Source organism: Flavobacterium sp., from assembly GCF_046293665.1.
GTDB lineage: Bacteria > Bacteroidota > Bacteroidia > Flavobacteriales > Flavobacteriaceae > Flavobacterium.
Genome location: NZ_JBKBOL010000007.1, coordinates 81,851 through 107,952, shown reverse-complemented (window position 1 = coordinate 107,952; position 26,102 = coordinate 81,851). Strand labels below are relative to the sequence as shown.

General features: G+C 37.4%; 21 protein-coding genes. 13 read left to right on the top strand and 8 right to left on the bottom strand.

Annotated features, from left to right (window positions below):
• Positions 1-21: 21 nt before the first annotated feature.
• Both purE and ACK4R1_RS11000 read left to right on the top strand, forming a co-directional pair.
• Positions 22-507 (top strand): 5-(carboxyamino)imidazole ribonucleotide mutase, encoded by a 486-nt coding sequence (gene purE / locus ACK4R1_RS11005; protein ID WP_409686788.1) that lies wholly within the window; start codon positions 22-24, stop codon positions 505-507.
• 98 nt (positions 508-605) lie between these two features.
• Positions 606-2,630: a M3 family metallopeptidase gene (locus tag ACK4R1_RS11000; protein WP_409686786.1), complete on the top strand. Its 2,025-nt coding sequence runs from the start codon at positions 606-608 to the stop codon at positions 2,628-2,630.
• Positions 2,631-2,829: 199 nt separating this feature from the next.
• Here the strand turns inward: ACK4R1_RS11000 and ACK4R1_RS10995 are convergent, their stop codons facing one another.
• Complete coding sequence (locus ACK4R1_RS10995) at positions 2,830-6,876, bottom strand: GEVED domain-containing protein (protein ID WP_409686785.1); 4,047 nt, start codon at positions 6,874-6,876, stop codon at positions 2,830-2,832.
• Positions 6,877-7,131: 255 nt separating this feature from the next.
• Here ACK4R1_RS10995 and ACK4R1_RS10990 point away from each other — a divergent pair, with 255 nt between their 5' ends.
• From ACK4R1_RS10990 to ACK4R1_RS10975, 4 genes are all read left to right on the top strand, one after another.
• On the top strand, positions 7,132-7,635 hold the full coding sequence (locus ACK4R1_RS10990) for a GbsR/MarR family transcriptional regulator (protein WP_171222619.1): 504 nt from the start codon (positions 7,132-7,134) through the stop codon (positions 7,633-7,635).
• A gap of 482 nt (positions 7,636-8,117) precedes the next feature.
• Positions 8,118-8,462, top strand: coding sequence for a hypothetical protein (locus ACK4R1_RS10985; protein ID WP_409686782.1), 345 nt, complete (start codon positions 8,118-8,120; stop codon positions 8,460-8,462).
• Positions 8,463-8,474: 12 nt separating this feature from the next.
• A complete protein-coding gene (locus tag ACK4R1_RS10980) occupies positions 8,475-8,855 on the top strand; it encodes a hypothetical protein (RefSeq protein ID WP_409686781.1) in 381 nt (126 codons plus the stop codon).
• An 11-nt stretch (positions 8,856-8,866) separates the two neighbouring features.
• The gene (locus ACK4R1_RS10975; protein WP_409686779.1) at positions 8,867-9,322 is read left to right on the top strand and encodes an SRPBCC family protein; all 456 of its coding nucleotides are present in this window, start codon (positions 8,867-8,869) and stop codon (positions 9,320-9,322) included.
• Here ACK4R1_RS10975 and ACK4R1_RS10970 read toward each other — a convergent pair.
• On the bottom strand, positions 9,302-10,099 hold the full coding sequence (locus ACK4R1_RS10970) for a hypothetical protein (RefSeq protein WP_409686778.1): 798 nt from the start codon (positions 10,097-10,099) through the stop codon (positions 9,302-9,304). The two genes, ACK4R1_RS10975 and ACK4R1_RS10970, sit on opposite strands and share 21 nt — an antisense overlap.
• Positions 10,100-10,278: 179 nt before the next feature.
• Here ACK4R1_RS10970 and gcvP point away from each other — a divergent pair, with 179 nt between their 5' ends.
• The 7 genes from gcvP to ACK4R1_RS10935 all read left to right on the top strand — a co-directional run bounded on the left by gcvP (position 10,279) and on the right by ACK4R1_RS10935 (position 17,946).
• On the top strand, positions 10,279-13,122 hold the full coding sequence (gene gcvP, locus ACK4R1_RS10965) for an aminomethyl-transferring glycine dehydrogenase (protein ID WP_409686776.1): 2,844 nt from the start codon (positions 10,279-10,281) through the stop codon (positions 13,120-13,122).
• Between the two features lie 119 nt (positions 13,123-13,241).
• Positions 13,242-13,640, top strand: coding sequence for a group III truncated hemoglobin (locus tag ACK4R1_RS10960; RefSeq protein ID WP_409686774.1), 399 nt, complete (start codon positions 13,242-13,244; stop codon positions 13,638-13,640).
• Positions 13,641-13,760: 120 nt separating this feature from the next.
• Positions 13,761-14,819, top strand: coding sequence for a 3-oxoacyl-ACP synthase III family protein (locus tag ACK4R1_RS10955; protein ID WP_409686772.1), 1,059 nt, complete (start codon positions 13,761-13,763; stop codon positions 14,817-14,819).
• 101 nt (positions 14,820-14,920) lie between these two features.
• Positions 14,921-15,442: a methyltransferase gene (locus ACK4R1_RS10950; RefSeq protein ID WP_409686770.1), complete on the top strand. Its 522-nt coding sequence runs from the start codon at positions 14,921-14,923 to the stop codon at positions 15,440-15,442.
• Positions 15,443-15,465: 23 nt separating this feature from the next.
• The gene (locus ACK4R1_RS10945; protein WP_409686768.1) at positions 15,466-16,317 is read left to right on the top strand and encodes a glycosyltransferase; all 852 of its coding nucleotides are present in this window, start codon (positions 15,466-15,468) and stop codon (positions 16,315-16,317) included.
• Positions 16,318-16,432: 115 nt separating this feature from the next.
• Entirely contained in the window at positions 16,433-17,179 is a 747-nt protein-coding gene (locus ACK4R1_RS10940) for an MlaE family ABC transporter permease (RefSeq protein WP_409686766.1), read from the top strand.
• On the top strand, positions 17,179-17,946 hold the full coding sequence (locus tag ACK4R1_RS10935; RefSeq protein ID WP_409686764.1) for an ABC transporter ATP-binding protein: 768 nt from the start codon (positions 17,179-17,181) through the stop codon (positions 17,944-17,946). Before ACK4R1_RS10940 ends, ACK4R1_RS10935 begins: the two co-directional genes overlap by 1 nt.
• A 1-nt stretch (position 17,947) precedes the next feature.
• On the opposite strand, the gene ACK4R1_RS10930 is transcribed toward ACK4R1_RS10935, so the two are convergent.
• The 6 genes from ACK4R1_RS10930 to ACK4R1_RS10905 all read right to left on the bottom strand — a co-directional run bounded on the left by ACK4R1_RS10930 (position 17,948) and on the right by ACK4R1_RS10905 (position 26,087).
• Positions 17,948-21,418: a gliding motility-associated C-terminal domain-containing protein gene (locus tag ACK4R1_RS10930; protein ID WP_409686762.1), complete on the bottom strand. Its 3,471-nt coding sequence runs from the start codon at positions 21,416-21,418 to the stop codon at positions 17,948-17,950.
• A 111-nt stretch (positions 21,419-21,529) separates the two neighbouring features.
• A complete protein-coding gene (locus tag ACK4R1_RS10925; RefSeq protein WP_409686760.1) occupies positions 21,530-22,591 on the bottom strand; it encodes a mannose-1-phosphate guanylyltransferase in 1,062 nt (353 codons plus the stop codon).
• 475 nt (positions 22,592-23,066) lie between these two features.
• Positions 23,067-23,669 (bottom strand): SprT-like domain-containing protein, encoded by a 603-nt coding sequence (locus ACK4R1_RS10920; RefSeq protein WP_409686758.1) that lies wholly within the window; start codon positions 23,667-23,669, stop codon positions 23,067-23,069.
• Between the two features lie 33 nt (positions 23,670-23,702).
• On the bottom strand, positions 23,703-24,380 hold the full coding sequence (locus ACK4R1_RS10915) for an SDR family NAD(P)-dependent oxidoreductase (protein ID WP_409686756.1): 678 nt from the start codon (positions 24,378-24,380) through the stop codon (positions 23,703-23,705).
• Between the two features lie 49 nt (positions 24,381-24,429).
• On the bottom strand, positions 24,430-25,053 hold the full coding sequence (locus tag ACK4R1_RS10910) for a hypothetical protein (protein ID WP_409686755.1): 624 nt from the start codon (positions 25,051-25,053) through the stop codon (positions 24,430-24,432).
• Positions 25,053-26,087, bottom strand: a complete 1,035-nt coding sequence (locus tag ACK4R1_RS10905) for a D-alanine--D-alanine ligase (protein ID WP_409686753.1) — start codon at positions 26,085-26,087, stop codon at positions 25,053-25,055. The genes ACK4R1_RS10910 and ACK4R1_RS10905 overlap by 1 nt, the downstream gene beginning before the upstream one ends.
• Positions 26,088-26,102: the final 15 nt, after the last annotated feature.

Here is a 26,102-nt window from a genome sequence, read left to right as displayed (position 1 = left end):
GAAACTTGAAACAAAAATAAAATGAGCAAAGTAGCCATCATCATGGGTTCAAAATCAGATTTACCCGTAATGCAAGAAGCCATCGACATCCTTCAAGGATTTGACATCGAAACAGAAGTCGATATCGTATCGGCCCATCGAACGCCTGAAAAATTATTCGAGTTTAGCAAAAACGCACACCATCGCGGGATTTCGGTGATTATTGCCGGTGCCGGTGGCGCTGCGCATTTGCCGGGTATGGTTGCTTCCATGTCGCCTTTGCCGGTGATTGGCGTTCCCGTAAAATCGAGTAATTCTATCGACGGCTGGGATTCGGTTTTGTCTATTTTGCAAATGCCCGGCGGCGTTCCGGTGGCGACTGTGGCTTTAAACGGTGCCAAAAACGCGGGTATCTTAGCCGCACAAATAATCGGAAGTCACGACAAATGCGTACTCGATAAAATTATTTTCTACAAAGAAAGCTTGAAAGAAGCGGTGAACAAATCATCGGATGAACTGAAAAAATAAAATTATTACACAGAGATACACAGAGAAAAAACAGAGCTACACAAAGAATTACTCTGTGAATCTCTGAGATGCTCTGTGAAACTCTGTGAAACAAAAAAATGAAAATACTCACTCAAAATTTCCAAACCAAACACAATACTGCGCCATTCTCTCAAATCAAAATGGAGGATTACCAACCAGCGTTTGAAGAAAATATTGCCAAAGCCAGAGCCGAAATCGATGCCATCATCAACAACTCGGAAGCGCCGACTTTTGAAAACACCATTGAAGCTTTGGATTTTTCGGGTCAGGAATTGGACAGATTGTCGTCGATTTTCTTCAACCTAAACTCGGCCGAGACTTGTGACGAAATGCAAAAAATCGCCCAAGATGTTTCTCCGCTATTAACTGCTTTTGGCAATGATATTGCGCTGAATGAAGATTTATTCAAACGAGTCAAAGCCATTCACGATCAAAAAGATAATTTGTCTTTAACGCCTGAACAAGCGACTTTATTAGACAAAAAATACAAAAGTTTTGCCCGAAACGGAGCGCTACTTTCAGAAGATAAAAAAAACCGCTTACGCGAAATTGACGCTGATTTGGCCAAATTTAAATTGACTTTCGGTGAAAATGTCTTGGCAGAAACCAACAATTACCAATTGCACATCACCAACGAAGCCGATCTACAAGGTTTACGTGATGGTGCTAAAGAAATGGCGCGTTCGTTAGCCAAATCAAAAGATTTAGAAGGCTGGATTTTTACTTTAGATTTTCCAAGTTATTTGCCTTTTGTAACTTATCTTGACAATAGAGAATTGCGAAAAGAAATGGCAATCGCTGCCGGAAAAAAATCGTTTCAAAACAATGAATACGACAACCAAGAAAATGTCAAAAAGATAGTGGCTTTGCGTCACGAAAGAGCACAATTGTTGGGTTATAACTCGCATTCGCACTTTGTCTTGGAAGAACGAATGGCGCAAAACCCCGAAAAAGTACAATCGTTTTTGAATGACTTATTGGAAAAAGCCAAACCGGCTGCCCAAAAAGAATTTGCCGAACTAACGGCTTTCGCCAAAGAACTCGACGGATTAGAAAGTCTGGAAAAATGGGACGGCGCTTATTATTCGGAAAAATTGAAGCAAAAATTATTCAGTTTGGACGACGAGATTTTAAAGCCTTATTTCCAATTGGAAAACGTATTAAACGGTGCGTTTACCGTGGCTGAAAAATTATTCGGAATCACGTTTAAAGAAGTTTTCGACATCGATAAATACCACGCCGATGTACAAACTTTTGAAGTATTAGACTTTGAAGGAAAATTGGTTGCCATCTTCTACTCCGACTTTTTCCCGAGAAAAGGCAAACGCAACGGCGCTTGGATGACATCGTTTAAACCGCAATATATAAAGAACGGCGTTAATGAAAGACCGCATGTTTCTATCGTGTGCAATTTTACACCACCAACCGAAACCAAACCTTCACTTCTCACCTTTAACGAGGTAACGACATTATTCCATGAATTCGGACACGCTTTACACGGCATGTTGGCCAATACGACTTATCCGAGTTTATCCGGAACTTCTGTTTATTGGGATTTTGTGGAATTGCCGAGTCAAGTAATGGAAAACTGGTGCTACGAACCGGAAGCTTTGGCGTTGTTTGCCAAACATTATGAAACGGGAGAAATCATTCCTCAACAATATGTAGATAAAATAAAAGAAAGCGCGAGTTTCTTAGAAGGAATGGCGACATTACGCCAATTGAGTTTCGGCTTATTAGACATGGCTTATCATGCGAAACCGCAAACCATTGACAACGTAAAAACCTTTGAAAAAGCCGCCATGGACCACACCGCATTGTATCCTGATGTTGCTGAAAATTGTATGAGTGTTTCGTTCTCGCACATTTTCCAAGGTGGTTACTCTTCGGGTTATTACAGTTATAAATGGGCGGAAGTTTTGGATGCCGATGCTTTTGCGTATTTCCAAGAAAAAGGCATTTTCAATAAAGAAGTTGCGACGAAATTCAAAGACAACGTCCTTTCCAAAGGCGGTACCGAATTACCGATGGAATTATACAAACGTTTCCGCGGACAAGAACCGAAACCGGAAGCTTTGTTGAAACGCGCGGGATTGATTTAGACTGCTTAGATTGTTAGATCATTAGATTTTTAGAAACCGGAGTTTAGGCTTCGGTTTTTTTTTATGCACAGTGGTTCGCGTTAGCGATTGGAGCAAGTACCGTGTACTGCGGAAAGCGCGGCCCGAAGGGAACGCCCTAATCTTATTTAAAACAAAAAAGCCACCTTTCGGTGGCTTTCTCTATAGTGATAAACTAGGTTTAGTTTTTCATTACTTTGATGGTTCTTGAAGCGTTTTCGGCTTGAACTTTTACAAAGTAAGTGCCGTTGGCTAAATGCGACATGTCAACAGTAGTGCTGATGGCATTTACATTTTTAGCAGCGATTCTTTGACCCACCAAGTTGTATACTTCAATAGAAGTAATGGCCGTTGTGTACTCAACGTTCAATTCATTACTTGTTGGATTTGGATATAGTTTTAATCCAGCCAAATCGAATGAAGTGTTTCCTAAAGTTACGGTTACTGTTACTGCAAAAGCAACACTTCTACAACCTTCAACTGAAGTATTTACAGCATAGTAAGTAGCGCCACTAATCAATTGAGTAGTCAATGCTAATGGGTTTACATCGTCAATAGCGTCTTCTTCAGAAGCGTACCAAGCAATATCATTTCCAACTACTACTAAATCTGCAACCGTAGCGTCAGCTGCATCAACAACTTCTATGGTTTGCACAGCATTTCCTGTTGGAGCCGGTGCTGCATTTACAACAACAGCAACGGTGTTTTCAGTGTAACAGCCTGTAGTAGTATTTGTTCCTCTTACAGTATAAGTTGTATCTGTAGTTGGCGTAACAGTTACTGAATTGCCGGTTAAAGCACCCGGATTCCATGTCCATGCCAAATCACCTGCACCAGTGGCCGCTACTTGTCCACCGAAAACAACATTCAAACGTTGTAATGATAGCGCTGGAGTTACAGTACTTGCTGCCACTAAGTTTTGAATTGGATTTGTTGCAAAAGTTGTACTGGTAATAGCTGAAACGGTCATGTTGCTTGTTGTAGCTGTATAATAAGTAATCGCATTATTTGTACTATCAGCACCGTTTTGTCTAATATCGACAATAATATTAGAAACACCGTCCCAAACATAAGGTGTATCAAAAGTTATTGTATTTACTCCCACAGCGTGAGCATAAGTTGCCGGACCATAAACTGTTGTTAAACCTGTTGTAACAAATGTGGTCATGGTTGAATTGGTAGTAGTTCCTATTCTAACAGAGAAATTAGTCACATTAGTTCCAGATCCTAATGTTGTAATTTCATAAGCTATCGAATTGATGTTACCGGCTCTCAAACCTAATGCTTGAAGTTCAGCGGCTGTGAAAACAGTTTGGTTCCAATATTGAGCCCAACGATTACAAAATGCAGTTGGCTGTGTCGTAGCACCTGTTAATGTTGTAGCAGTTCCAACCGCTAAAGAACCCGGCACGGATGTATTGGTCAATGCTGTCAACATGGTTGAACTTCCTTCACAAATAGTTGGATTAGAAGCTGAAGCCGTTACAACCGGATTTTGATTAACATTCACTGTTACATTCGCTGTGTTTAAACACAATGCTCCTGTAGATTGTGTAGCGGTTAAAGTATAACTTGCCGTTGCTGTTGGATTAAATACCCAACCGTTGGAAGCGTCACCTGATACAGCTGTAGTCGGAGACCAAACATAAGTATCATAATCATCACCGCCTGTAGTAATAGTAACAGGACTTGTTGATTCACCTGAACAAACTGCTGCAGTACTGTTAGTACTTAATGTTATAGCCGGAGGAGTTGCAACCGTAGCCACAACCTCTGTTCTGGCAGAAGTACATCCAGTATTGTATTTTAAATCATAAAAATAATAATAAGTACCTGTTGTAGTTCCGCCCCATTCAGAAGAAGTAACGCTAACAATACCATCGGTTCCAATGTAAGGGAAAGCCAAGGTAGATGAATCACGAATAAGGGTAACTCCTGTGTAAGCTTTAACTAAAATTCTATAACCCGTTCCGGCAGGAACTGTAAAGTTTAGAGGAACAATATTAGGGGTGGTAGTTCCACCAGCAGCGATAGCGATATCACCTGTAGAATACAACTCCGTTAAAGCTGCATTAGTTACTTTAATATTAACCGTACCTGCAGTAGTTGAATATAATGACACGCTTTGTAAATTAACGCTTTCGGTAGCATTGAAAACAATTCCCCAGTTAACAATAGACGTCCCTGTTGCTGTTGTTGGTGGAGCAGGCTTACCTGAAGATTGTGTTGTTCCAGTAGCTGCTTGTACCCAGTAAGAAGTTGTAGCATTAATACTTGGCGTTGTAAAATTTTCTCCGGTAGCTAATGCAGTTCCTCCTGTTTGATTTGCATACCATGTGATAGTTCCTTCATTGGAAGTTGCTGATAAATTTACAGTTCCTTGACCACATACTGAACCAGAAGCAGTTCCGGTAATTACCGGTGGATCACATAAAGTTTTAAATGTAACCGGAGATAAAGTCCAATCACTTGTTCCGTTAGAACCACAGTTACTTCTTACCCAAACAAAGTAATCAGTACTTGGTGTTAAACCAGAAATAGGAGCCGTAATAATTCCTTCACCAACACTTCCTGTAGGAGCTGTTCCAGAAGTTGGAGCAGTATTAGAAGTCGAATAATAATAATCATAACCATCACTTGGAGTGGAAACTGATGCTGTCCAATTAAGTGTGGCCGTAAAAGCTGTAACAGCATTAACCGATAAACCTGAAGGCGCTAAACAGGCAGGCTGTGCAACAACTGTAAGCTTGTAGTCTTCTGCCTCTGTTCTTAAATTGGTACTAGCACATGCATCAGGAGCAATAGCATTGAAGTCAATTCTAATTCTCATCCTGTAATCACCTAAAGCAGTCCCATTTGGCACTACAAAACTTCCTGTTTGGTTACCACCAAAAGCTGTAGTAACAAAAACTCTTTCTGTAGCATTATCAAATATTAAATCATTGTTCCAGTCAACCCAAATAGAAGTTCCAACAGTACCACCTACAATATCAGAAGCAAAATTGATTGTCCCAGTTGGATATTGACTAACTGTTGCAGTATCATAATTATTTTGGTATCCAGTTGCCGTATAACCTGAAGCTAAATTTGAAATATTAGTTGAACCTCCTGTAGTTGAGAAGTTATTGATGTAAGTTGCACCCGAAGTTGATGACGGAATACAATGTCCTGTATACAAACTTGCTGAAGCCCAAGTACTGTAATCACCAGAACCACAATCTGCTCTTACATAATAGGTGTAAGCGGTATTTGCACTCAATCCCGACAATGGTAAAGTTAGTCCGTTTGTAGTTCCACTGGTAAATAATCCGGTAGCACCACTTCCGGCAGTCCCTGAGGTTCTTACTTCATATTCATATCCATTTGCTGGAACTGAAACTGAGGCTGTCCAAGAAATAGTAGCGCTGTTCAGTGTTATATTACCTGATGTTAGTCCTGAAGGCGCAATACAAGTTGGTGGTGTCCATGTGTAAGTCAAACCGTCACTTGGTACAGTAGTACCATTGAACGCCATTGTATTATTGTTAGCAGTACCTGCTGTAGAATTTATCCAATCGCCACCACCGGCAAGAATAGTTCTATTGCTGTAAACAGTTGTAGAACCACCACCTAAACCTACTTGAGGGTATACGCTAGTCAATGGAACAAGTCTATCAACACAAGCTCCATAAACAATTTTAATTGCACCGGTTGAAGTATTTAAACGAATTTGAAAATTCAAGTTTTCTGCTGATGTAGCTCCAGCACCTGTAGCAGCATACCTACATACATTTGCCCATTGTAGCACAAATTCATTATTCACTTGTTCCCATCTTACTTCAGGAACCCCTGTACCTGCACTTGCAGCTTTAGCATCTAAGTCTGCTGCAAAAGCTGCTACAGCATTACGACCAGCCGAAATTGGGGTATTCGTTGTGGTTGTACTTCCGAATAAAACATATCCGTTAGCACTAACAAAAACTGAAGTGTAAGTTACACCTTGATATACAAACGAATTTGGCAATGTAACAGTAGCCGTTTGGTCATCAAAGCCGTCATAACCGGACCAAAGCACAGTACCGCCTGAAATGGGCGCATAAGTTGCTGCCGTTTGCGTAAAAGAATAATTGGTTATCTGAGCCGATACAGTATTGCTACAAACAAAAAGCAGCAACAACAAAAAGACCGAGTACCAGCTTTTAAAAAAAACAGAGTTTCCCTGTTTTGCTAGTAAAGTAGTTTTTTTCATAGTTTAATAATTTTTAGTTAACAGAGCTAAATTATGCTGTTTTACAGCTTTTAAAAACCAATAAAACCTATTTAACTCTAAGAGTGATTTATTTTCAACAAATTTACAATCTTGATGGTTTTTACACAAGAAAATCGTTAAATAAAAAAAACATTTCTTTTTTTAAACAAAGCTTCATTTTAGGGAAAAATAAAAAAATATCAGAATGTTTCATTTTTTTTTGAAAGTTTAAAAACTTTTATTTACCTTTGATTTATGGAATTCAGAGAAGCAAAAAATAAGTTCGTTCAAACTTGGGGTGCATTAGGTTCGCAATGGGGCATCAACAAAACCATGGCGCAAATTCATGCCTTATTGATGGTTTCAAACGAAGCCGTTTCAATGGAAGACATTATGGAGGAATTGCAAATATCTCGTGGCAATGCCAGCATGAACTTAAGAGCTTTGATGGATTGGGGCATTGTTTACAAAGAATACAAAACCGGGGAACGCAGAGAATATTTCACTGCCGAAAAAGACTTAGATGAATTGGCCGTAAAAATCTCCAAAGAACGCAGCAAACGAGAAATCAAACCAGCTTTAAAAGTGCTGAAAGAAGTCTCTTCTATCGAAGCTGACGGTACAGCGGAAGAAAGACATTTCGTAGAACAAACCACCAAATTGTATGATTTTGTTTTGAAAGCCGACAACGTTTTAGACAAGATGACCGAATACAAAGACAACTGGTTGGCACAAATTTTATTAAAATTTATGAAATAGCCAATTCAAAAATTAGATATTAAAAAAGAAGTTGTATTGGCTATTCAATGAGACAGATAAAAAACAATAGAAAAAAAACGAATTAAATAACCTTTTTTTTAATCAAAACTTTCATTTTTTTCTGAAAGTTTAAAATAATAAATAATTATGAAAATCATTAAACACTTAAACTCATTTGCAATTGGATTGCCATTTTTGATTCTAATAACATATCCTATATACAAAGAGGTTTCAATAATATATTCTCTTTATTCTACCATGATAACAGGTTTTATTCAGGTAATCCTATCTTTATTTATCTTAATTATTGAACCCAAAAATAAATTTATTATAACTTATTTATCACTTGTTATCTTATTCTTCTCCTTGTGGTATTTTAATATGAATTGTTTCTATTCAGATTACTTAACATATTTTCTATTCCTAATTCCGATACTTTTAGCCGCTTTTTTATCCTTTATCATTTATAAAAAATTAGCATCATGAACCTCAACATCATTGGTTACGCCATCTACTTATCGATAACCATTGTTATCATTGTCAAAGTAGGCCGAATTTGCTACCAAAATGGCAATATTTATGTCGCCCAACTCATTCCCGACCATATAGAGTTGTGTCATAAAATCAATCAAGTATTATTGTTGGGTTATTACTTACTGAACATTGGCTACTGTGCCATGACCTTAATTTCTTGGGAAAAAATAGTGACTTTCGACCAACTAATTGAGGTCATTGCCCTAAAATCGGCGATTATTATCGGGACAATTGCCCTTATGCATTACATCAACCTATACGTTCTTACCAAATACATTCAAAAAATAATTTAAATACTCATTATCATGGAAACTTCAAAAATTTTAATCGGTTACGCAATTTATTTACCTATCGTATTGTTTCTTACCTATTATGTTTCTAAAACACTTTTCAAAAACAGTAAAATATACATGTTGGACATTTTTAAAGGCAGAGAAGAAATTGCCAATGCCACCAACAAACTTTTTGAAACCGGATTTTATTTGCTCAATCTTGGCTTTGCTTTGATGATTTTAGAAATGAATCTTTACAATAACTCTTATCAACTTTTAATCGAAAAACTGAGCTATAAAATCGGAGGCTTTACTATTTATCTTGGCTTAATGTTATTCCTAAATCTGTATTTCTTCTTCAGAGGTAAAAGAAAAGCCAGAGAAAATCAAATCCAACAAAATGTGATTGCCTAAAAGTTAAACCCATGACCACCATTCGTCTCATCACCAAAATAAACGCACCGATTCAAACTGTTTTTGATTTGGCCCGAAACATTGATGTACACCAACAATCAATGGTGCAATCCAATGAAAAGGCCATTGCCGGAAGAACTTCGGGTTTGATTGAACTCGGAGAAACGGTTACTTTTCGAGGCAAACACTTTGGTTTCTATCTGAAACACCAAAGCCAAATTACCGAAATGGAATCGCCCAATTATTTTGTGGATGAGATGATCAAAGGTCAGTTTAAATACTTCCGCCACGAGCATACTTTTGTGACTCAAAACGGCCATACTGCAATGATTGATTTTTTGCAATACAAAGTTCCATTTGGAATTGTCGGCAAATTATTCAACAAAATACTTCTCCGAAAACATTTGGAAAATTTACTATCGAAAAGAAATAGAATACTGAAAAATTTAGCTGAAAATCAAGATTAAAAAAAACCACAATATCGGGATACTTTCCGTCCAAAAGGAAGTAAAATACCTGCTTCTTTCTGTAGTTGAAAAACGAATGGCCATAGCAACTAAAAAAGCAATAACAACAGCCATCAACAAATATTGAAATTTGACATTGTTATTGATATTAAAATTGACAATCTCTAAAACAACGAACAATATTAGCAATAAATATCCAACTTTTTTTGCAGTAGCGATACCCCATTTTTGAGGTAAAGTATTCAGCGTTTTATCATCATGTTGGCTGTCATAAATTTCAAACGGAATCATTAAAGCACTGATGAAAACAAATCGTTTAAAAAACTCAAGTACAGCGATTCCTTTGTAAGCAGGCAAATCATTGATAAAAACAAAAGCGGTCAAATAAGCGATTACGAAACTGACAAAAAACATTTTAAAAACACCATACTTTCTCAGCAGCGGATAAATCAAAACCAATGTTCCGGCAATAAAAATTTGAAGCTGAATCGGATAGACCATCCTTTTAAAGAAAAAATAAAATCCGTAAACAGAGACAAGACAAACCAAAACAATTCCGTAATATTTAATAGAATAGAATTTACCCGTTCTAAAAACCTCAAAATATTTCAAAAAATTATACCCTATAATTGTTCCAAATAAAACACAACTGGGATAAGTAATGTGTCGGCACAATTCATTAGAAAAGGCCGTAACATAAGTCAAAGAAAACAAAGCCAAACCCACATGAATACTGCTGTTGATGTAAAAGTCGAGAAGTCGTTTTAAAAATAGCATAACTCAAAAGTAAGCAAAGTGTTAATAAGAGGCCTTTTTGGTTAAAAAATTCTCAAAATATTAGACTTTGTTTAGCACAAAATTAGAACATTAATAATTACTTTTGTTGGCGTTAAAAAACCAACTCGTTTTCTAACAAAACACGCACAACTAAACACACTTTTAGAACTTACCATTTAATGAGAACAGACGCATTTGCATTACGCCACATAGGTCCACGTGAGAGCGACCTAAACCACATGTTCAAAACTATCGGAGTCGAATCTTTTGACCAATTAATTTACGAAACCATTCCGGATGACATTCGTTTGAAAAACGACCTGAATCTTGACGCACCCATGACCGAATATGAGTATTTAACGCATATTCAAGAATTGGGCAAAAAAAATAAAGTATTCAAATCCTACATCGGTTTGGGTTATCATCCAACGATTGTTCCGGCCGTTATTCAAAGAAATATTTTTGAAAATCCGGGTTGGTATACTGCCTACACGCCTTATCAAGCCGAAATTGCTCAAGGTCGTTTAGAAGCGATTTTGAATTTCCAAACCATGGTTATCGAGTTGACCGGAATGGAAATTGCCAATGCTTCTTTGTTAGACGAAGGAACGGCTGCAGCAGAAGCTATGGCCTTGTTGTTTGATGTTCGTACACGTGACCAAAAGAAAAATAATGTTTGTAAATTCTTCGTTTCTGAAGAAATTTTACCCCAAACTTTATCGGTTTTACAAACACGTTCTACACCAATCGGAGTAGAATTAGTAGTGGGCAACCACGAAACTTTTGATTTCTCGACTGACTTCTTCGGAGCCATTTTACAATATCCGGGGAAATATGGTCAAGTAAACGATTACAGTGCTTTTATTACTAAAGCCAATGAAAACGAAATTAAAGTAGCGGTGGCTGCTGATATTTTATCCTTAGCCAAATTAACTTCTCCGGGAGAAATGGGCGCTGCCGTGGTAGTTGGAACTACTCAACGTTTTGGTATTCCAATGGGTTACGGCGGACCACACGCGGCATACTTTGCCACGAAAGAAGAATACAAACGTTCCATGCCGGGAAGAATCATCGGTGTTTCTATCGATGCTAACGGAAGACGTGCTTTGCGCATGGCTTTAGGAACTCGCGAGCAACACATCAAACGTGAAAAAGCTACTTCAAACATTTGTACAGCACAAGTGTTACTAGCCGTTATGGCCGGAATGTACGCGGTGTATCACGGCCCAAAAGGATTAAAATACATCGCCAATAAAACACATGCTTCAGCTGTGACTTTGGCCGATGCGTTAAATAAATTAGGTGTTTACCAAACGAATACTGCTTTCTTTGATACGATTTCCGTAAAAGCAGATGCTTCAAAAGTAAGAGCAATTGCAGAAAAACACGAAGTAAATTTCTTCTATGTAGATGGTGGAACTATTTCAATTTCTGTAAATGAAACCACTTCCTTAAACGACTTGAACCAAATCATAGCGATTTTTGCAGAAGCAACCGGAAAATCTAATTTGAAAATTAGTCAATTTGAAGATTTGAAAATGATTCCTGATACTTTAATCAGAAAATCAGAGTTCTTAACGCACGATGTTTTCAACAACCATCATTCTGAATCTCAGTTGATGCGTTATATCAAAAAATTAGAACGCAAAGATTTGTCGTTAAACCACTCGATGATTTCGTTAGGTTCTTGTACGATGAAACTCAATGCTGCCGCAGAAATGTTGCCTTTATCTATGGCGAATTGGAACAGTATTCACCCATTTGCTCCTATCGAACAAGCTGAAGGTTACATCACGATGCTTAAAAAATTAGAGCAACAATTGAATGTTGTGACCGGTTTTGCCGGAACTACTTTGCAACCGAATTCCGGTGCACAAGGTGAATACGCCGGTTTGATGGCAATTCGTGCTTACCACCAATCTCGTGGCGATAACCACAGAAATGTGTGTTTGATTCCATCCTCAGCTCACGGAACCAATCCGGCTTCTGCGGCTATGGCAGGTATGCAAATCATCGTAACCAAAACCATGGAAAACGGTAATATTGATGTAGAAGATTTAAGAGCCAAAGCTATTGAGCATAAAGATAATCTTTCGGCACTGATGGTAACTTACCCTTCTACTCACGGTGTTTTTGAAAGCGCTATTTGCGAAATCACCAAAATCATCCACGACAATGGTGGCTTGGTTTATATGGATGGTGCCAATATGAATGCGCAAGTTGGCTTAACCAATCCGGCCACGATTGGTGCTGATGTTTGTCACTTAAACTTGCACAAAACGTTCGCAATTCCTCACGGTGGTGGCGGACCTGGTGTTGGTCCTATTTGTGTCAATGAAAAGTTAGTACCGTTTCTACCAACCAATCCTATTATCAAAGTTGGTGGCGAACAAGGAATTACAGCTATTTCTGCTGCACCTTATGGTTCGGCTTTAGTGTGTTTAATTTCTTATGGATACATCACCATGTTGGGTGCTGAAGGCTTAAAAAAATCGACAGAACATGCGATTTTGAATGCTAACTATATGAAAGCCCGCTTAGAAGAACATTATCCGGTTTTATATTCCGGAGAAATGGGACGCGCAGCACACGAAATGATTTTAGATTGTCGTGCTTTCAAACAAAACGGTATCGAAGTTACAGATATCGCTAAGCGTTTGATGGATTACGGTTTCCACGCACCAACGGTTTCATTCCCGGTAGCCGGAACTTTAATGGTAGAACCAACCGAATCTGAAGACTTAGCCGAATTAGATCGTTTTTGCGATGCTTTGATTTCGATTAGAAAAGAAATAGCAGCGGCTTCAGCGGATGACAGTAATAATGTCTTGAAAAATGCGCCTCATACTTTAGCTATGTTAACCGATGATACTTGGGTTTACCCATATACTCGCGAACAAGCGGCTTATCCTTTAGATTATGTTCATGAAAACAAATTCTGGCCAAGCGTGCGTCGTGTAGATGATGCTTACGGTGACAGAAACTTAGTTTGTTCTTGTGCGCCGATTGAAGCGTATATGTAATAGCGTAATTAGTCATTAGTGACTAGTAATTAATAAAAGGTTTCAAGTTTTGAATTTGGAACCTTTTCTTTTAAAACTGATTTTAGTCAGGAAATCTGAACTTGTAAAGTTTTATTTTTGTGCCAAATAAAGAAATGATGCAAGACATCCAAAACCAAAACGACCTATACTTATTGGTAGATGAGTTCTACAAAAAACTGTTGGCTGACAATTCCATCAGTTATATTTTCACCGACGTAGTCAAAATAAAAATCGAAGAGCACTTGCCTATTTTAGTGACCTTTTGGTCGCAAGCCATTTTGGGGACCGGTGGCTATACCAAGAATTTAACCCAAATTCATTTAGATATCAACACCAAAGAACAGTTAACACCTGAGTTATTCAAGATTTGGCTAAACCATTTTTATAACACGGTAGATGAGAATTTCAAAGGTCAAAAAGCGGAACAAATTAAAACCCAAGCCTTGAGTATTGCTACCGTCATGCAGATAAAAATTGCGCAGCAGAACACCAATTAATTATCGTATTTATAATTTTAACCAACTTTTGATAAACATTTCATAATTATTTCAAAATTTCAAAAAAACAGTCACTCTTGAAAAAATTTATTAATAATTTAGTAATGAAATCATAAAGCAATGAACATAAAAATTACGGGTTCAGGAAGTTATATCCCTACTGAAATAGTTACCAATACAGACTTTACCAAGCACGTTTTCCTTAATGATGATGGCACACCGTTTCCGCTGCCGAATGAAGTCATAACTGAGAAATTTTACGACATCACGGGTATCGAAGAACGCCGCTATGTAACGGATGATTTACAAACTTCGGACATTGCCACTATTGCTGCACGAAAAGCCATTGAAGACTCAGGCATTGACCCTGAAACTTTAGATTATATCATTTTTGCACACAACTTCGGAAACGTAAAAAAAGGCGCCATTCAAACCGATTTATTGCCGAGTTTGGCTACGAGAGTAAAATTTGATTTGCGTATCAAAAACCCAAAATGTGTTTGCTACGATATGCTTTTTGGTTGTCCGGGCTGGGTGGAAGGTGTAATCCAAGCACAAGCTTTTATCAAAGCCGGAATGGCTAAAAAATGCCTGGTTATCGGTGCCGAAACTTTATCTCGTGTAGTCGACATGCACGACCGCGACAGCATGATTTATTCCGATGGCGCAGGTGCTACAATTATTGAAGCTACAGAAGATGATGGCGGAATTTTAGCCCATGCTTCTGCCACTTTCACTTATGATGAAGCTTATTATTTGTTCTTTGGCAACTCTTTCAATAAAGACCATGATCCTGATGTGCGTTATATCAAAATGCACGGCAGAAAAATCTATGAATTTGCTTTAAGTCAGGTACCCAAAGCCATGAAAGAATGCGTAGAAGCCAGCGGTATTGACATCAGCAACATCAAAAAAGTCTTGATTCACCAAGCCAACGAAAAAATGGATGAAGCCATCGTTCAAAGATTCTACAAACTGTTCGGGCAAACAACTCCCGATGATATCATGCCGATGAGTATCCATAAATTAGGAAACTCAAGTGTGGCTACTGTTCCAACACTTTATGACTTATTGGTAAAAGGAGAATTGAAAGGTCATTCCCTTCAAAAAGGCGATGTGATTCTTTTTGCTTCTGTTGGTGCCGGAATGAATGTGAATGCGATTGTGTATCAGATGTAAACATAAAAAGTTTTTGTTTCTAGTTTAAAGTTCAAAGTTTCAGGTTATATTACTAATTTTACAGACAATTTTTTTCAACTTGAAACCTGAAACCATTTTACATGTACGAGAAGACCTATCCGAGTAAACGCTTTAACATTACCCTTCAGTTTTTAAAAAAACACATTGCTACTTCTGAAACTATTTTGGATTTAGGCGTACCCAACCCATTTTCCAAAATCATGGAAGACAATGGTTATACTGTTATCAATACCAAAGGTGAAGACGTAGACAATGACCAAAAAGCTTTGCAAAGCGAAAACTACCAAGTGTTTACCGCGTTTGAAATTTTCGAACATTTGCTCAATCCGTATACCGTTTTAGAAAACGTAAAAGCCGATAAAATTTTAATCTCTATTCCGCTGCGTTTGTGGTTTTCTCCTGCTTACCGAAGCAAAACCGATATGTGGGACAGACATTACCACGAATTTGAAGATTGGCAACTCGATTGGTTATTAGAAAAAACCGGCTGGAAAATTGTAGACCGAGTGAAGTTTACGCATCCTGTAAAAAAATTAGGTTTCCGACCGTTATTGAGGTATTTCACGCCGAGATATTATATGGTTTACGCAGAGCGAAAATAGTTTTCAGTCTCATAAAAACAAACATGAATTATCAAATAATCATCCCGGCTCATAATGAAGAAGCATTCATTGGCTTAACATTACAATCCTTGTTGGAACAAACCGTTTTGCCCAAAAATGTAATGGTTATAAATGATAATTCAACTGATAACTCTAAGACAATCATTGACTCTTTTTGTTTTGAATATCCGGGACTTTTTTCGAGTGTTTTCGTTAAATCAGATGCTAAACATTTACCCGGAAGCAAAGTAATCAATGCTTTTAATTTTGGGCTGAATTTTATTAATCAAGACTATGACATCATTGTGAAAGCCGATGCCGATTTGATTTTTCCTCCGAATTATTTTGAAACGATAATCAAACATTTCCAATCGGATGACCAAATCGGAATGGTTGGCGGCTTTGCTTATATCGAGAAAAACGGCGACTGGATTTTGGAAAACCTGACTGATAAAGACCACATCCGCGGTGCTTTCAAAGCGTATCGAAAAGCTACTTTCGAACAAATTGGCGGTTTGAAACCGGCTATGGGTTGGGACACGGTGGACGAACTCCTTTGTAAATTTTACAACTGGAAAGTCGTTACCGATGAATCTTTAAAAGTCAAACACCTCAAACCAACCGGCGCGAACTATAACAAAACAGCGCGTTACAAACAAGGCGAAGCATTTTATTCTTTGGGTTACGGATTTTTCATCACAGCCATTGCTTCTTTAAAACTGGCGATGCGAAAAGGAAAACTGCTACTCTTTATTGATTATATCAAAGGATTTTGGAAAGCCAAATCAGCCAAAAAACCATTATTAGTCACCAGAGAACAAGCGCAATTCATCCGCAATTACCGTTGGAAGAAAATGAAAGAAAAATTAATGTAACAATTAAATAATGTAGTAATATAACAATGGTATTAATGCATTTCAAAAATTGTTACATTCATTAATTGGTATATTTTCACATTATTATCACTATTTTTGACATTATTTTAAGCCTATGATGCTCGTTCGCTATTTATCTCAAATAGGAAAATATTTCTTGATGTTAAAAGAAGTATTTAACAAACCCACAAAATGGTCGGCCATGAGGCAATTGATTTTCAAGGAAATTGATGATTTAATCATTGATTCGCTTGGAATTGTTTGCTTTATTTCCTTCTTCGTAGGCGGTGTAGTGGCTATTCAAACAGCATTAAACTTAACCAATCCTTTGATTCCGAAATACCTCATCGGTTTTGCAACGAGACAATCAGTAATTTTAGAGTTTGCGCCAACCTTTATTTCAATTATCATGGCGGGGAAAATGGGTTCATTTATTACGTCAAGTATAGGAACGATGCGTGTTACCGAGCAAATTGATGCTTTGGAAGTTATGGGAGTTAATTCTTTGAACTATTTGGTTTTCCCAAAAATCATTGCCCTCTTACTCTATCCTTTTGTCATTGGAATTTCGATGTTTTTGGGAGTTTTTGGTGGTTATATTGCTTGTGTTTATGGCGGATTTGCTTCAAGCAACGAATTTGTCACCGGAATTCAACAAGAATTTATTCCGTTTCATATTGCCTATGCCTTTATCAAAACCTTTGTCTTTGCTATGTTATTGGCCACGATTCCTTCATTTCACGGCTATTATATGAAAGGTGGCGCTTTAGAAGTTGGAAAGGCCAGTACGGTTTCCTTTGTTTGGACATCGGTAACTATTATTTTGGCCAATTATATATTAACACAATTACTTTTAACCTAATGATAGAAGTAAAAGACATCGAAAAGTCATTTGGCGAAAGCAAAGTTTTAAAAGGGATTTCTACCGTTTTTGAGACCGGAAAAACCAATTTGATAATTGGCCAAAGTGGTTCGGGAAAAACGGTTTTACTCAAAAGTTTATTAGGAATTCATACACCTGACAAAGGAACTATTGCTTTTGACGGCAGAATTTATTCTGATTTGACTCCGGATGAAAAAAGAGCTTTGCGCACCGAAATCGGAATGGTATTTCAAGGCAGTGCGCTTTTTGACAGTATGACTGTAGAAGAAAACGTTGGTTTCCCTTTGAAAATGTTTACCAACAAGTCGGCAGCCGAAATTAAAGAACGTGTCAATTTTGTAATCAACCGTGTGAATCTAATCGATGCCAATCATAAAAAACCTTCTGAAATTTCAGGTGGAATGCAAAAACGGGTAGCGATTGCCAGAGCGATTGTCAACAATCCGAAGTATCTTTTTTGTGACGAACCTAACTCAGGACTTGACCCAAAAACGGCGATTGTCATTGACAACTTGATTCATGAAATTACGGTAGAATATAACATCACCACAGTAATCAATACGCACGATATGAATTCCGTAATGGAAATTGGCGAAAAAATCATATTCCTCAAAGAAGGCGTTCTAGCTTGGGAAGGAACGAAGAAAGAAATCTTCAAAACCGATAACGAAGCGATAACCGATTTTGTGTATTCTTCCAATCTTTTCAAAAAAATCAGAAAAGCGCAGAACAAAGGCGATTTATAGCTTACTGATTGTTGCTGACAAAAACCCAACCGACTTTATTTTCACCGGTTCTTAAACTGAGAATATAATAATAGGTCGAATCAGGCAGTCTTTCTCCTTTCATGTTTTGGCCATGCCATTCATCAATATAATTGTTTTTCTCATATACTTTTCGGCCCCAACGGTTGTAGATTTCAATTCTGTCTACCTCAAAACCGGCAAGATTAAAGCTGTCATTAGTAAAATCATCGTTCGGTGTTATCACATTCGGAATAAAGCAAATCGTTCTTATCACATTTATCGATTGAGCCACCGAACAACCATTGCCATCTGTTACTGTCAAATTATAAATACCTATTTCACCACGAGTAATGACAATCGGATTTTGAGCGGACGTAAAACTGTTTGGCCCTGTCCAAGTATAATTAGCGGTCAAAGGATCGAATGAATTGTTGACCGGTGTTGCCGTTACTACATATTCGCCTTCAATACAATTTTGATTTAACTCGAATTCCGGCAAAGCATTCACCATAACATCCACACTTGAACTTCCGGATTGACAATTGTTTTGGGAAGCTGTAACCGTATAGGTTCCATTGATACTTGGAGAAATAGTATTGAAAATAGGATTTTGTACTGTTGAAGTAAATCCGTTTGGTCCGGTCCATTGGTAATTGGCATTTGGAACATTGGTTGCATATAGTTGAAGATTTCCGCCTTCGCAAATGACACTAGCTGCACTAGCTGTCGGAATTGTTGGGATTTCATTTATAGTAATATTGATAAAAGCTTCTTCAAAGAAATTACAACTACCATCTACATGATATCTGAATTCGTAACTACCAAAAGCGACATTGCTCGAATCCCAAATATTGTTAGTAAGTGCACCGCTTGAAGTCATTTCATCCCAAATGCCATCGGTATCAAATGTGCCTTGTAAAAGAGTAAACAAATCGATACTGCCTTGACGACCACAATAGGTAAACGAACCACCGATTCCTGCATCCGGAGGAACATTGGTAACCGTCACCGTATAACTTAGCACTTGATTTAAACACGAATTCTGATTATTGGCATAAGTTATTCTAACATGATAAGTTCCGTTATTGACAGCTGAATTAAAAGGCGCAAAACTTAATGAACTTGTAGTACTGAGAATATTTGTAGTATTGTTGTCTTTCCACCATTCGTACTGAAAAAAGGAAAAATTAGGTGCCGACAATGTAAGATTCTCTCCGTCACAATTGATTTCATTAGCGGAAATGGTTAGTGGATTTGGACTCAAAATCTCAAAAGCGCTATTTAAAAAATTCCCGCACGCATCTTCCACTTGAAAGTTATAAGTAGCAGGTTGTAAACCTGTAAAAATATTGGAGTTGCCGTTCTCAACTACAAATGACGCACCATTTCTGGTAGTTATCCTATACTGCAATGGGGCAAAACCTTCTGCCATTACAATAACTTCAAAAGTGCCACCACAAGAAACAGCATAAACATCATTAATTCGCGGTAATCCGTTGAAATCAAATTCATAAATCGTTTTAAAACAATTCACAGGATCCGGATTATTCAACTCAAAACTTTCGAATACTTTTAAAATTCTAAAATGACCTTGGTAAGCTAAATTATAATTGATGCTATTATTCGTTAATAAAACAGAATTAATGTTATTTGGGTACGTCCCATTGTCATAAACTACATTGGTCAGAGGATGACCCCAATCATTAGTCGCAGTGTTTAACTTTTGCAACCAATAAGAGGTTGTTATATCAGTATTTGTTGTGTTATTTAAATTAAGATTAAATGAGCCGCAATTTGGTGTAACCGTAACATTAGTAATATCCTGATGACCCAAAATCGTGATATTGGTAGTGTATGGAACATTGCAAAGATTCATCGACTGAATGACATAATTTCCGGCAGGCAACATGTCTAAAACAAGTGTAGTTCCATTGGAAATTAGATTTCCCATCAAATTTAACGGCAAATTTACACCATAGGATGTGGGAGCAGCAGTCATTGAAATTGAAGTAAATTGTCCTGTCAATCGAATCGTACCAAAACCATCTTGACATCCTTCAGCAACAGTTAGAATTGGATTTACAGAAACCGGCGCAATAACTACTACTACTGGCTGTGGTTGGTTACACAAATCCAACACCTCAAAAACATAAGTTCCAACCGGGATATTTTCAAATGTGGCATAATTGGCATCATTTATCAAGCTTGTATAGTCATGTGGTAAAGGAACGTTATAAGTTGGTGGTGCGGAAATCATCACCAATTCTAATATTCCGCTGATGATTACTGAGCCTGTAAGACAATTTACATTGTATAAAAAAGTAAATGGTGGCGCTACTTCAGATATTATAACCTCGATAGTAAATTCTTGTGGATTCCCACAAGTATCTATGGTATTAAAAACATAAGTCCCGGCAATTAACCCCCCAATTGTAACGGAATTGTTGACAATAGAAGCAGTATAACTCTGTGGCAATGTTGTCGAAAAACCCGATGGTGCTGAAACTAAAATCACATCTGTTACCCTAAAGAAAGTAACTTGTTGGTGCGTACAATCTTCAGGTAAAACTTGGTAACTGGCTTCGACTGATAAATCATCTATTTGGCCATTTAACGTGTAAACTGTGCCGCAACCATCGGTTATTGTGAAAGTATAGCTGTAATTTTGATTGGCAAACAAAGGAACTATTTGCGAAAACTCGATACCATTTGAAATCGTCTGCGTATATGTTATGGCTGGTCCTGAAGGCGGAATAAGCGTAGTCACTATTTGCAAAGGAAATTTCACAACCCCTTGAGGATAAGGCAAAACAGATTCAAAACCGGCGCCTATTCTAACCGTTGTGCAGCTGGCTAAATTAGGTGGAAATAAATCAAATACTAAATCGGTATCAGCACTTTGCAAATTATACGTTTGTACAACACCTTCTCCGCAATTGTCAAAAACCCTAATCAGATATTCACCGGCTGTTAAATTATTGAAGACATTGGAGGTTTGCAACGGTCTGATCATTGGCCCGGAAAACAATTCGTAAATCAATCCGTTGGTTGCGACGGTACCCGATAAAACATTCACGCTTATTGTTCCATCATTTCCACAAGTTTCCCTAACACTACTTACTTGATAAGTTAAGTCAACAACCAAATCTTCTATAACAATATCTTGTTGTTGCGTTCCGTTATCACCGCCTAAAGACTGAGTGGCAATAACCCTATAAGTTCCGGCAATTAGCCCGGCCAAATTATTTGTTGATTGAATCGATACCGGAGTGGAAACATTAGGCAAACGATATATGGAATACAAAATAGTTGATCCTGTTGTCGTTCCTGAAACATTGAATGTCAACGTTCCATTGGCTGTACAAGTTTCATTGGTTCTGGTGACTGTTAGAGTAAAATTGGATAATTGACCAAACGTCAACTGTGTAATAAGCAAAAAGACAAAAGTAAACTTCAATTTAAAACCGTTCATTTAGCACTATTTTTTTCTGACAAAACTAAATGGAAAGATACAATAAAAACTTTGCGGTTACGTAAATTCTTAGTTTTTAACACTTCTAGATGAGTATTGAGGTCTTTTCATCTATAATTCGTTAGCCCTGGCTGTGATTTTTTTGATGTCTTGTTCTTTACTTTTCGGATAAATCATCAGTACATTTTCATTATCAACAATAATATAATCATCTAAACCATCAATAACAACAAGCTTTTTAGCATCGGAACGAATGATATTATTAGAAGCATTTTCCAAAATTACTGTCGCATTTACGACGGCATTGTTTTGATCGTCTTTATCGAGTTTTTCATGAAGCGAACCCCAAGTTCCCAAATCGTTCCAATCGAAAGTGGCCGGCAAAACATAAACATTGTCGGCTTTTTCCATTACGGCATAATCGATTGAAACATTCTCAGCTTTACTGTAATTGTCGTTGATAAATTGCTTTTCGTTTGGAGTATTATAACTGTCTGAACCTTTTTGGAACAAAGCATTCATTTGTGGTTGGAATTTTTCAAAAGCTTCGGTTACCGACTTCACACTCCAAATAAAAATACCGCCGTTCCAAAGGAAATTTCCGGCTTCTAAAAACGATTTGGCGGTTTCATAATCGGGTTTTTCTCTAAACTGACTGACTTTTTTTATCGGATTTAAGTCTTTTTCATCAAACTCTATATAACCAAAACCTGTATTGGGGAAAGTCGGTTGAATGCCTAAAGTCATTAAAGCATTTTCTTTTTGGCAAAAATCAAAACACTGTTGTAAATTATTGGTAAACTCTATTTCATCTTCTATCCAATGATCGCTTGGCGCGACAACCATTACGGCATTTGGGTTTAGTTTTTGAATTTTTAGCGAAGCATATAAAATGCACGGCGCCGTATTACGCATTGCCGGTTCTAATAACACTTGCTCTTGCTTCACCATGGGCAATTGTTCCAAAACCAAACCATTGTAACGTTCATTAGTCAAAATGAAAATATTTTCTGCCGGAATCAACTTAGCCAAACGACTAAAGGTCTTTTGAATCAAAGTGTCGCCCGAACCTAACATATCATGAAATTGCTTTGGAAAATCGGTAGTACTTACCGGCCAAAATCGGGAACCAACGCCACCGGCCATTAATATTGCGTAATAATTGTTGTTCATTTTTAAGGTACTGAGTTACTGAGAATCCGAGGTTCTGAGTTTTTTGATTATGGATGCAAAGATATTTATTAAAAAAAACAATTGTAGTGAAATTGAAATCAAAATTGACACACCAAAATATAATTGATAATTCGGAGGACTAATCAAATCTTCAACTGTTTTTTGCCTATACTCATAAATTTCCGAAAGATAATCTATCAAAAAGAATAAACCAGTTGACAGAATAATTCCTATAATATGTATCCAAATGCTCTTCTTCCATAATTGAACTTTTAGCATATCCAGAATAAGATAGATGAGAGAACATATTCCGAACAGCAAAATAAAAAAAAGGAATATAGTCCTCTTTAATGTTACAAAATAAATGTCATGACAATTTAAGATTGTAGTAGCTTTTGCATCGGTCAAAAAATAACCAATCATTAGTGTTACAATAACCACAAACAACAACAAATAAGGCTTTCTCTTTATCATCTTATCCAGGAATTATTTCAACTTCAGCGTTGGCGTTGAATAAATACAATCTTCCGGTTTTGACTTCCAAACATTCGTAACGCTTAACCCGTAAGCCTTTCTTTTGAAAAATTCTGCCGTTTTTGATTCTGAATAAACTTCCGCTTGGTACTTCATGAACAAAATGAATATCAGGCTTTCTTTCGTCGAATTGTTTTAGGGCGAAAGCCAATCGGGCATCAGTGTCGCTACTTGCGGTTGGATTTCTAAAATGATTGGCCACCAAAGGCAACACCGAATGCGGAAAAATCTCAGGTCGAATAAACGGCACCATCAATCTTTGAAAAGTATGCTTCCATTCGTTGCCATGCGGTTTGATTAATCTCCCAAATTTTTCATAAGCCACCAAATGTGCAATTTCGTGAACCAAAGTAATCAGAAAACGATACTTATTTAAATTGGCATTCACCGTGATTTCATGCTTTCCTCCTACTGCGCGGCGATAATCTCCATGACGGGTTTGACGTTCGTTGACGATTTTCAAATGCACATTGTTGCTTTTGATTAGTTCAAAGCAAAACGACACTGCGTGTTCGGGTAAATATTTGGAAAGGACTTCGCTCAAAGTGTTTCAGGTTTCAAGTTTCAGGTTAAAAAATTATGGTGTTGAAGAAGACACTTGAATCACTTTACCATTGTGGTATTTATTACCGGTTAGAGCAAAATTGAAGATGTAATTAGCCATTTCTGCTGCAGAAATTGGGGCTTCGTAACCCGGAAAAGCTTCTTGCAACATTTCGGTATTCACGGCTCCGAGTGCCAAAACATTAAAAGCAATGCCGTGTTCTTTGTATTCTTCGGCTAACAATTCTGAAAGCGTAATTACCGCGCCTTTACTCGAACTGTAAGCCGCCAATCCCGGGAATTTCATACTGCCTTGAATGCCACCCATCGAACTGATGGAAACCACATGACTGCCCTTTTTTAGATATGGCAAACAAATTCGCGTCAAATTGGCCACACCAAAAACATTTACTCGGTAAACACTCTCAAAATCGGATTGTGTGATTTGAGCAAACGGTTTATTGACTAAAATTCCGGCGTTGTGAATAATGATATCGACTTGCTTCCAAGCATTTGAAAGGAATTTTTCAACCTCAGACAATTCTTCTTCTTGTCCTAAATCTACCGAAAGACAGGTGATGTTTTCGTTTTCGAGTAAAGCTTGTGGTGTTTTTCTGGAAATGGCTAAAACTTGGTGTCCGGCTTGGGCAAATTGCAAAGCCAATTCGTAACCAATGCCACGCGAAGTTCCTGTGATGATGATATTCTTCATGAGTTTCTTTCTTGTCGTAAATATACTAAAAGTAAGGATTTGAAAACCATTAGCAATATTTCTTCCAAAATTTAAATCCTTGCCAAATCCCAAATCCGATAAACACAAGCGGAATAATGACTTGCATTAAATATTTGGCCAAAAAGCCAACATTAGAAGCAAAGTAATGCAGTGCCAAAATCAAGGTCAGCATACCGCAAAAAGTTCCGGCAATAGTTCCCAAAACAAAAACATACTTTCTCGAACCCGAGATTTCAATATAATGGCCATTCAAAAGCCAAAGATTCCAGCCGGTCCAAAACGGAATTTGGATAAAATTGAGGCAACTTAATACAATTCCCAGAAGAAATGGCACATAATTAAAAGTTATTGAAAAATTACTTTTAGTATCGGCACTAGAATAAAAAATATAGGCCAAAACAAACATGAAAACAATCGAAAAGCCTTCAATATATTTGGTTAACTTTTTATTTTCAGCTAATCGTTTTGCAAAAATCAGGGTGAAATAAATCACGAAAAATTCTATAATGATTACACCTAATAAATACAAGATTGTTGGCGACAAACCCGATTTTTGATAAACCTGAAAACCCACAACATTTAAATATCCCAAAGGAATTGACCCGATGAAACTTACTATAAATCCAACGAATATGTTTTTTAAGTTTTGCATTAAAAGTTGACAATCTTATTGCTTTGTTCCAAATGTAAATTATACTGTTCCATCCCGATTTTATGCGGCAAATAATCATAACCGCGTTTGTGATTTTCCACGCTGATTTCATACATATACGTAATGTGTCGCGCCAATTCTTTCCAGGCAAAAAACAATGAATGTTTGGGATCATAAATGTGGGTTGGTTCACTCGCCGCGCCGTTTAATTCTACAATGGAAAAGTTCTTACCTTGTTCCAATTCTGCCCAATTATTGTACATCAAATCCATTCGACCAAAATAAAACCCATCGATTTGCAGACACATATTGTCAATCACTTTGGTCAATTCCGGAGAAATTAAATGACTGTAATCTAAAAATTTCGCTCCGCGAGCATGATTGCCATAAGGAACCAAATTGCGCTTTTCGCCTTTGGGTAAAATGTCTTTGAGTTGGTTGCCGTATTCTTTTTGCAAGGCTTTTAATTGCAATTCGTATCGTGGATTGGTTTTCAGTAACTCTTCAATCGTTGAACAACCATCACCTTCAACGATTAGGAATTCTTTGGCGACTATTCCGGTGATTCTACCATTCTTCTCCTGCGGATAACGGACATAAAAAATCCCGACTTCATTCGGAAACGGAATCAAATCTTGCACTAAATAATCAAAATTGGCTTTGTTGTGATAACTTTTTAAATCGTCAAGCGTGTTAATTTTTTTCACTGCTGAACCACGCAAACCGATATCAGGCTTGGCGATAAAAGGAAACTCGATTTTGGCATTACTCAAAATATTTCCGACTTCTTCAAAAGGCAACTGTTCTTTAACCAAACTGGTTTTAGGATAAAACTGTTGCGGAATTAAATCATAGATTTCCTTTTTACTATCCATAATAAAACCTCCGTTTCGCATGGTTGGATTGCAAGTATTGAAAAAGAAAATCGTCCGAGCTTTCAACGCATAATAAGCCCAAAGAAAATATATCGGGATGTAAACAATTTTGAACGGCCAATATTCCCAATGGAAGAGTTTGTGGAGGAAGAGTTTCAAAGTTTCAGGTTCAGA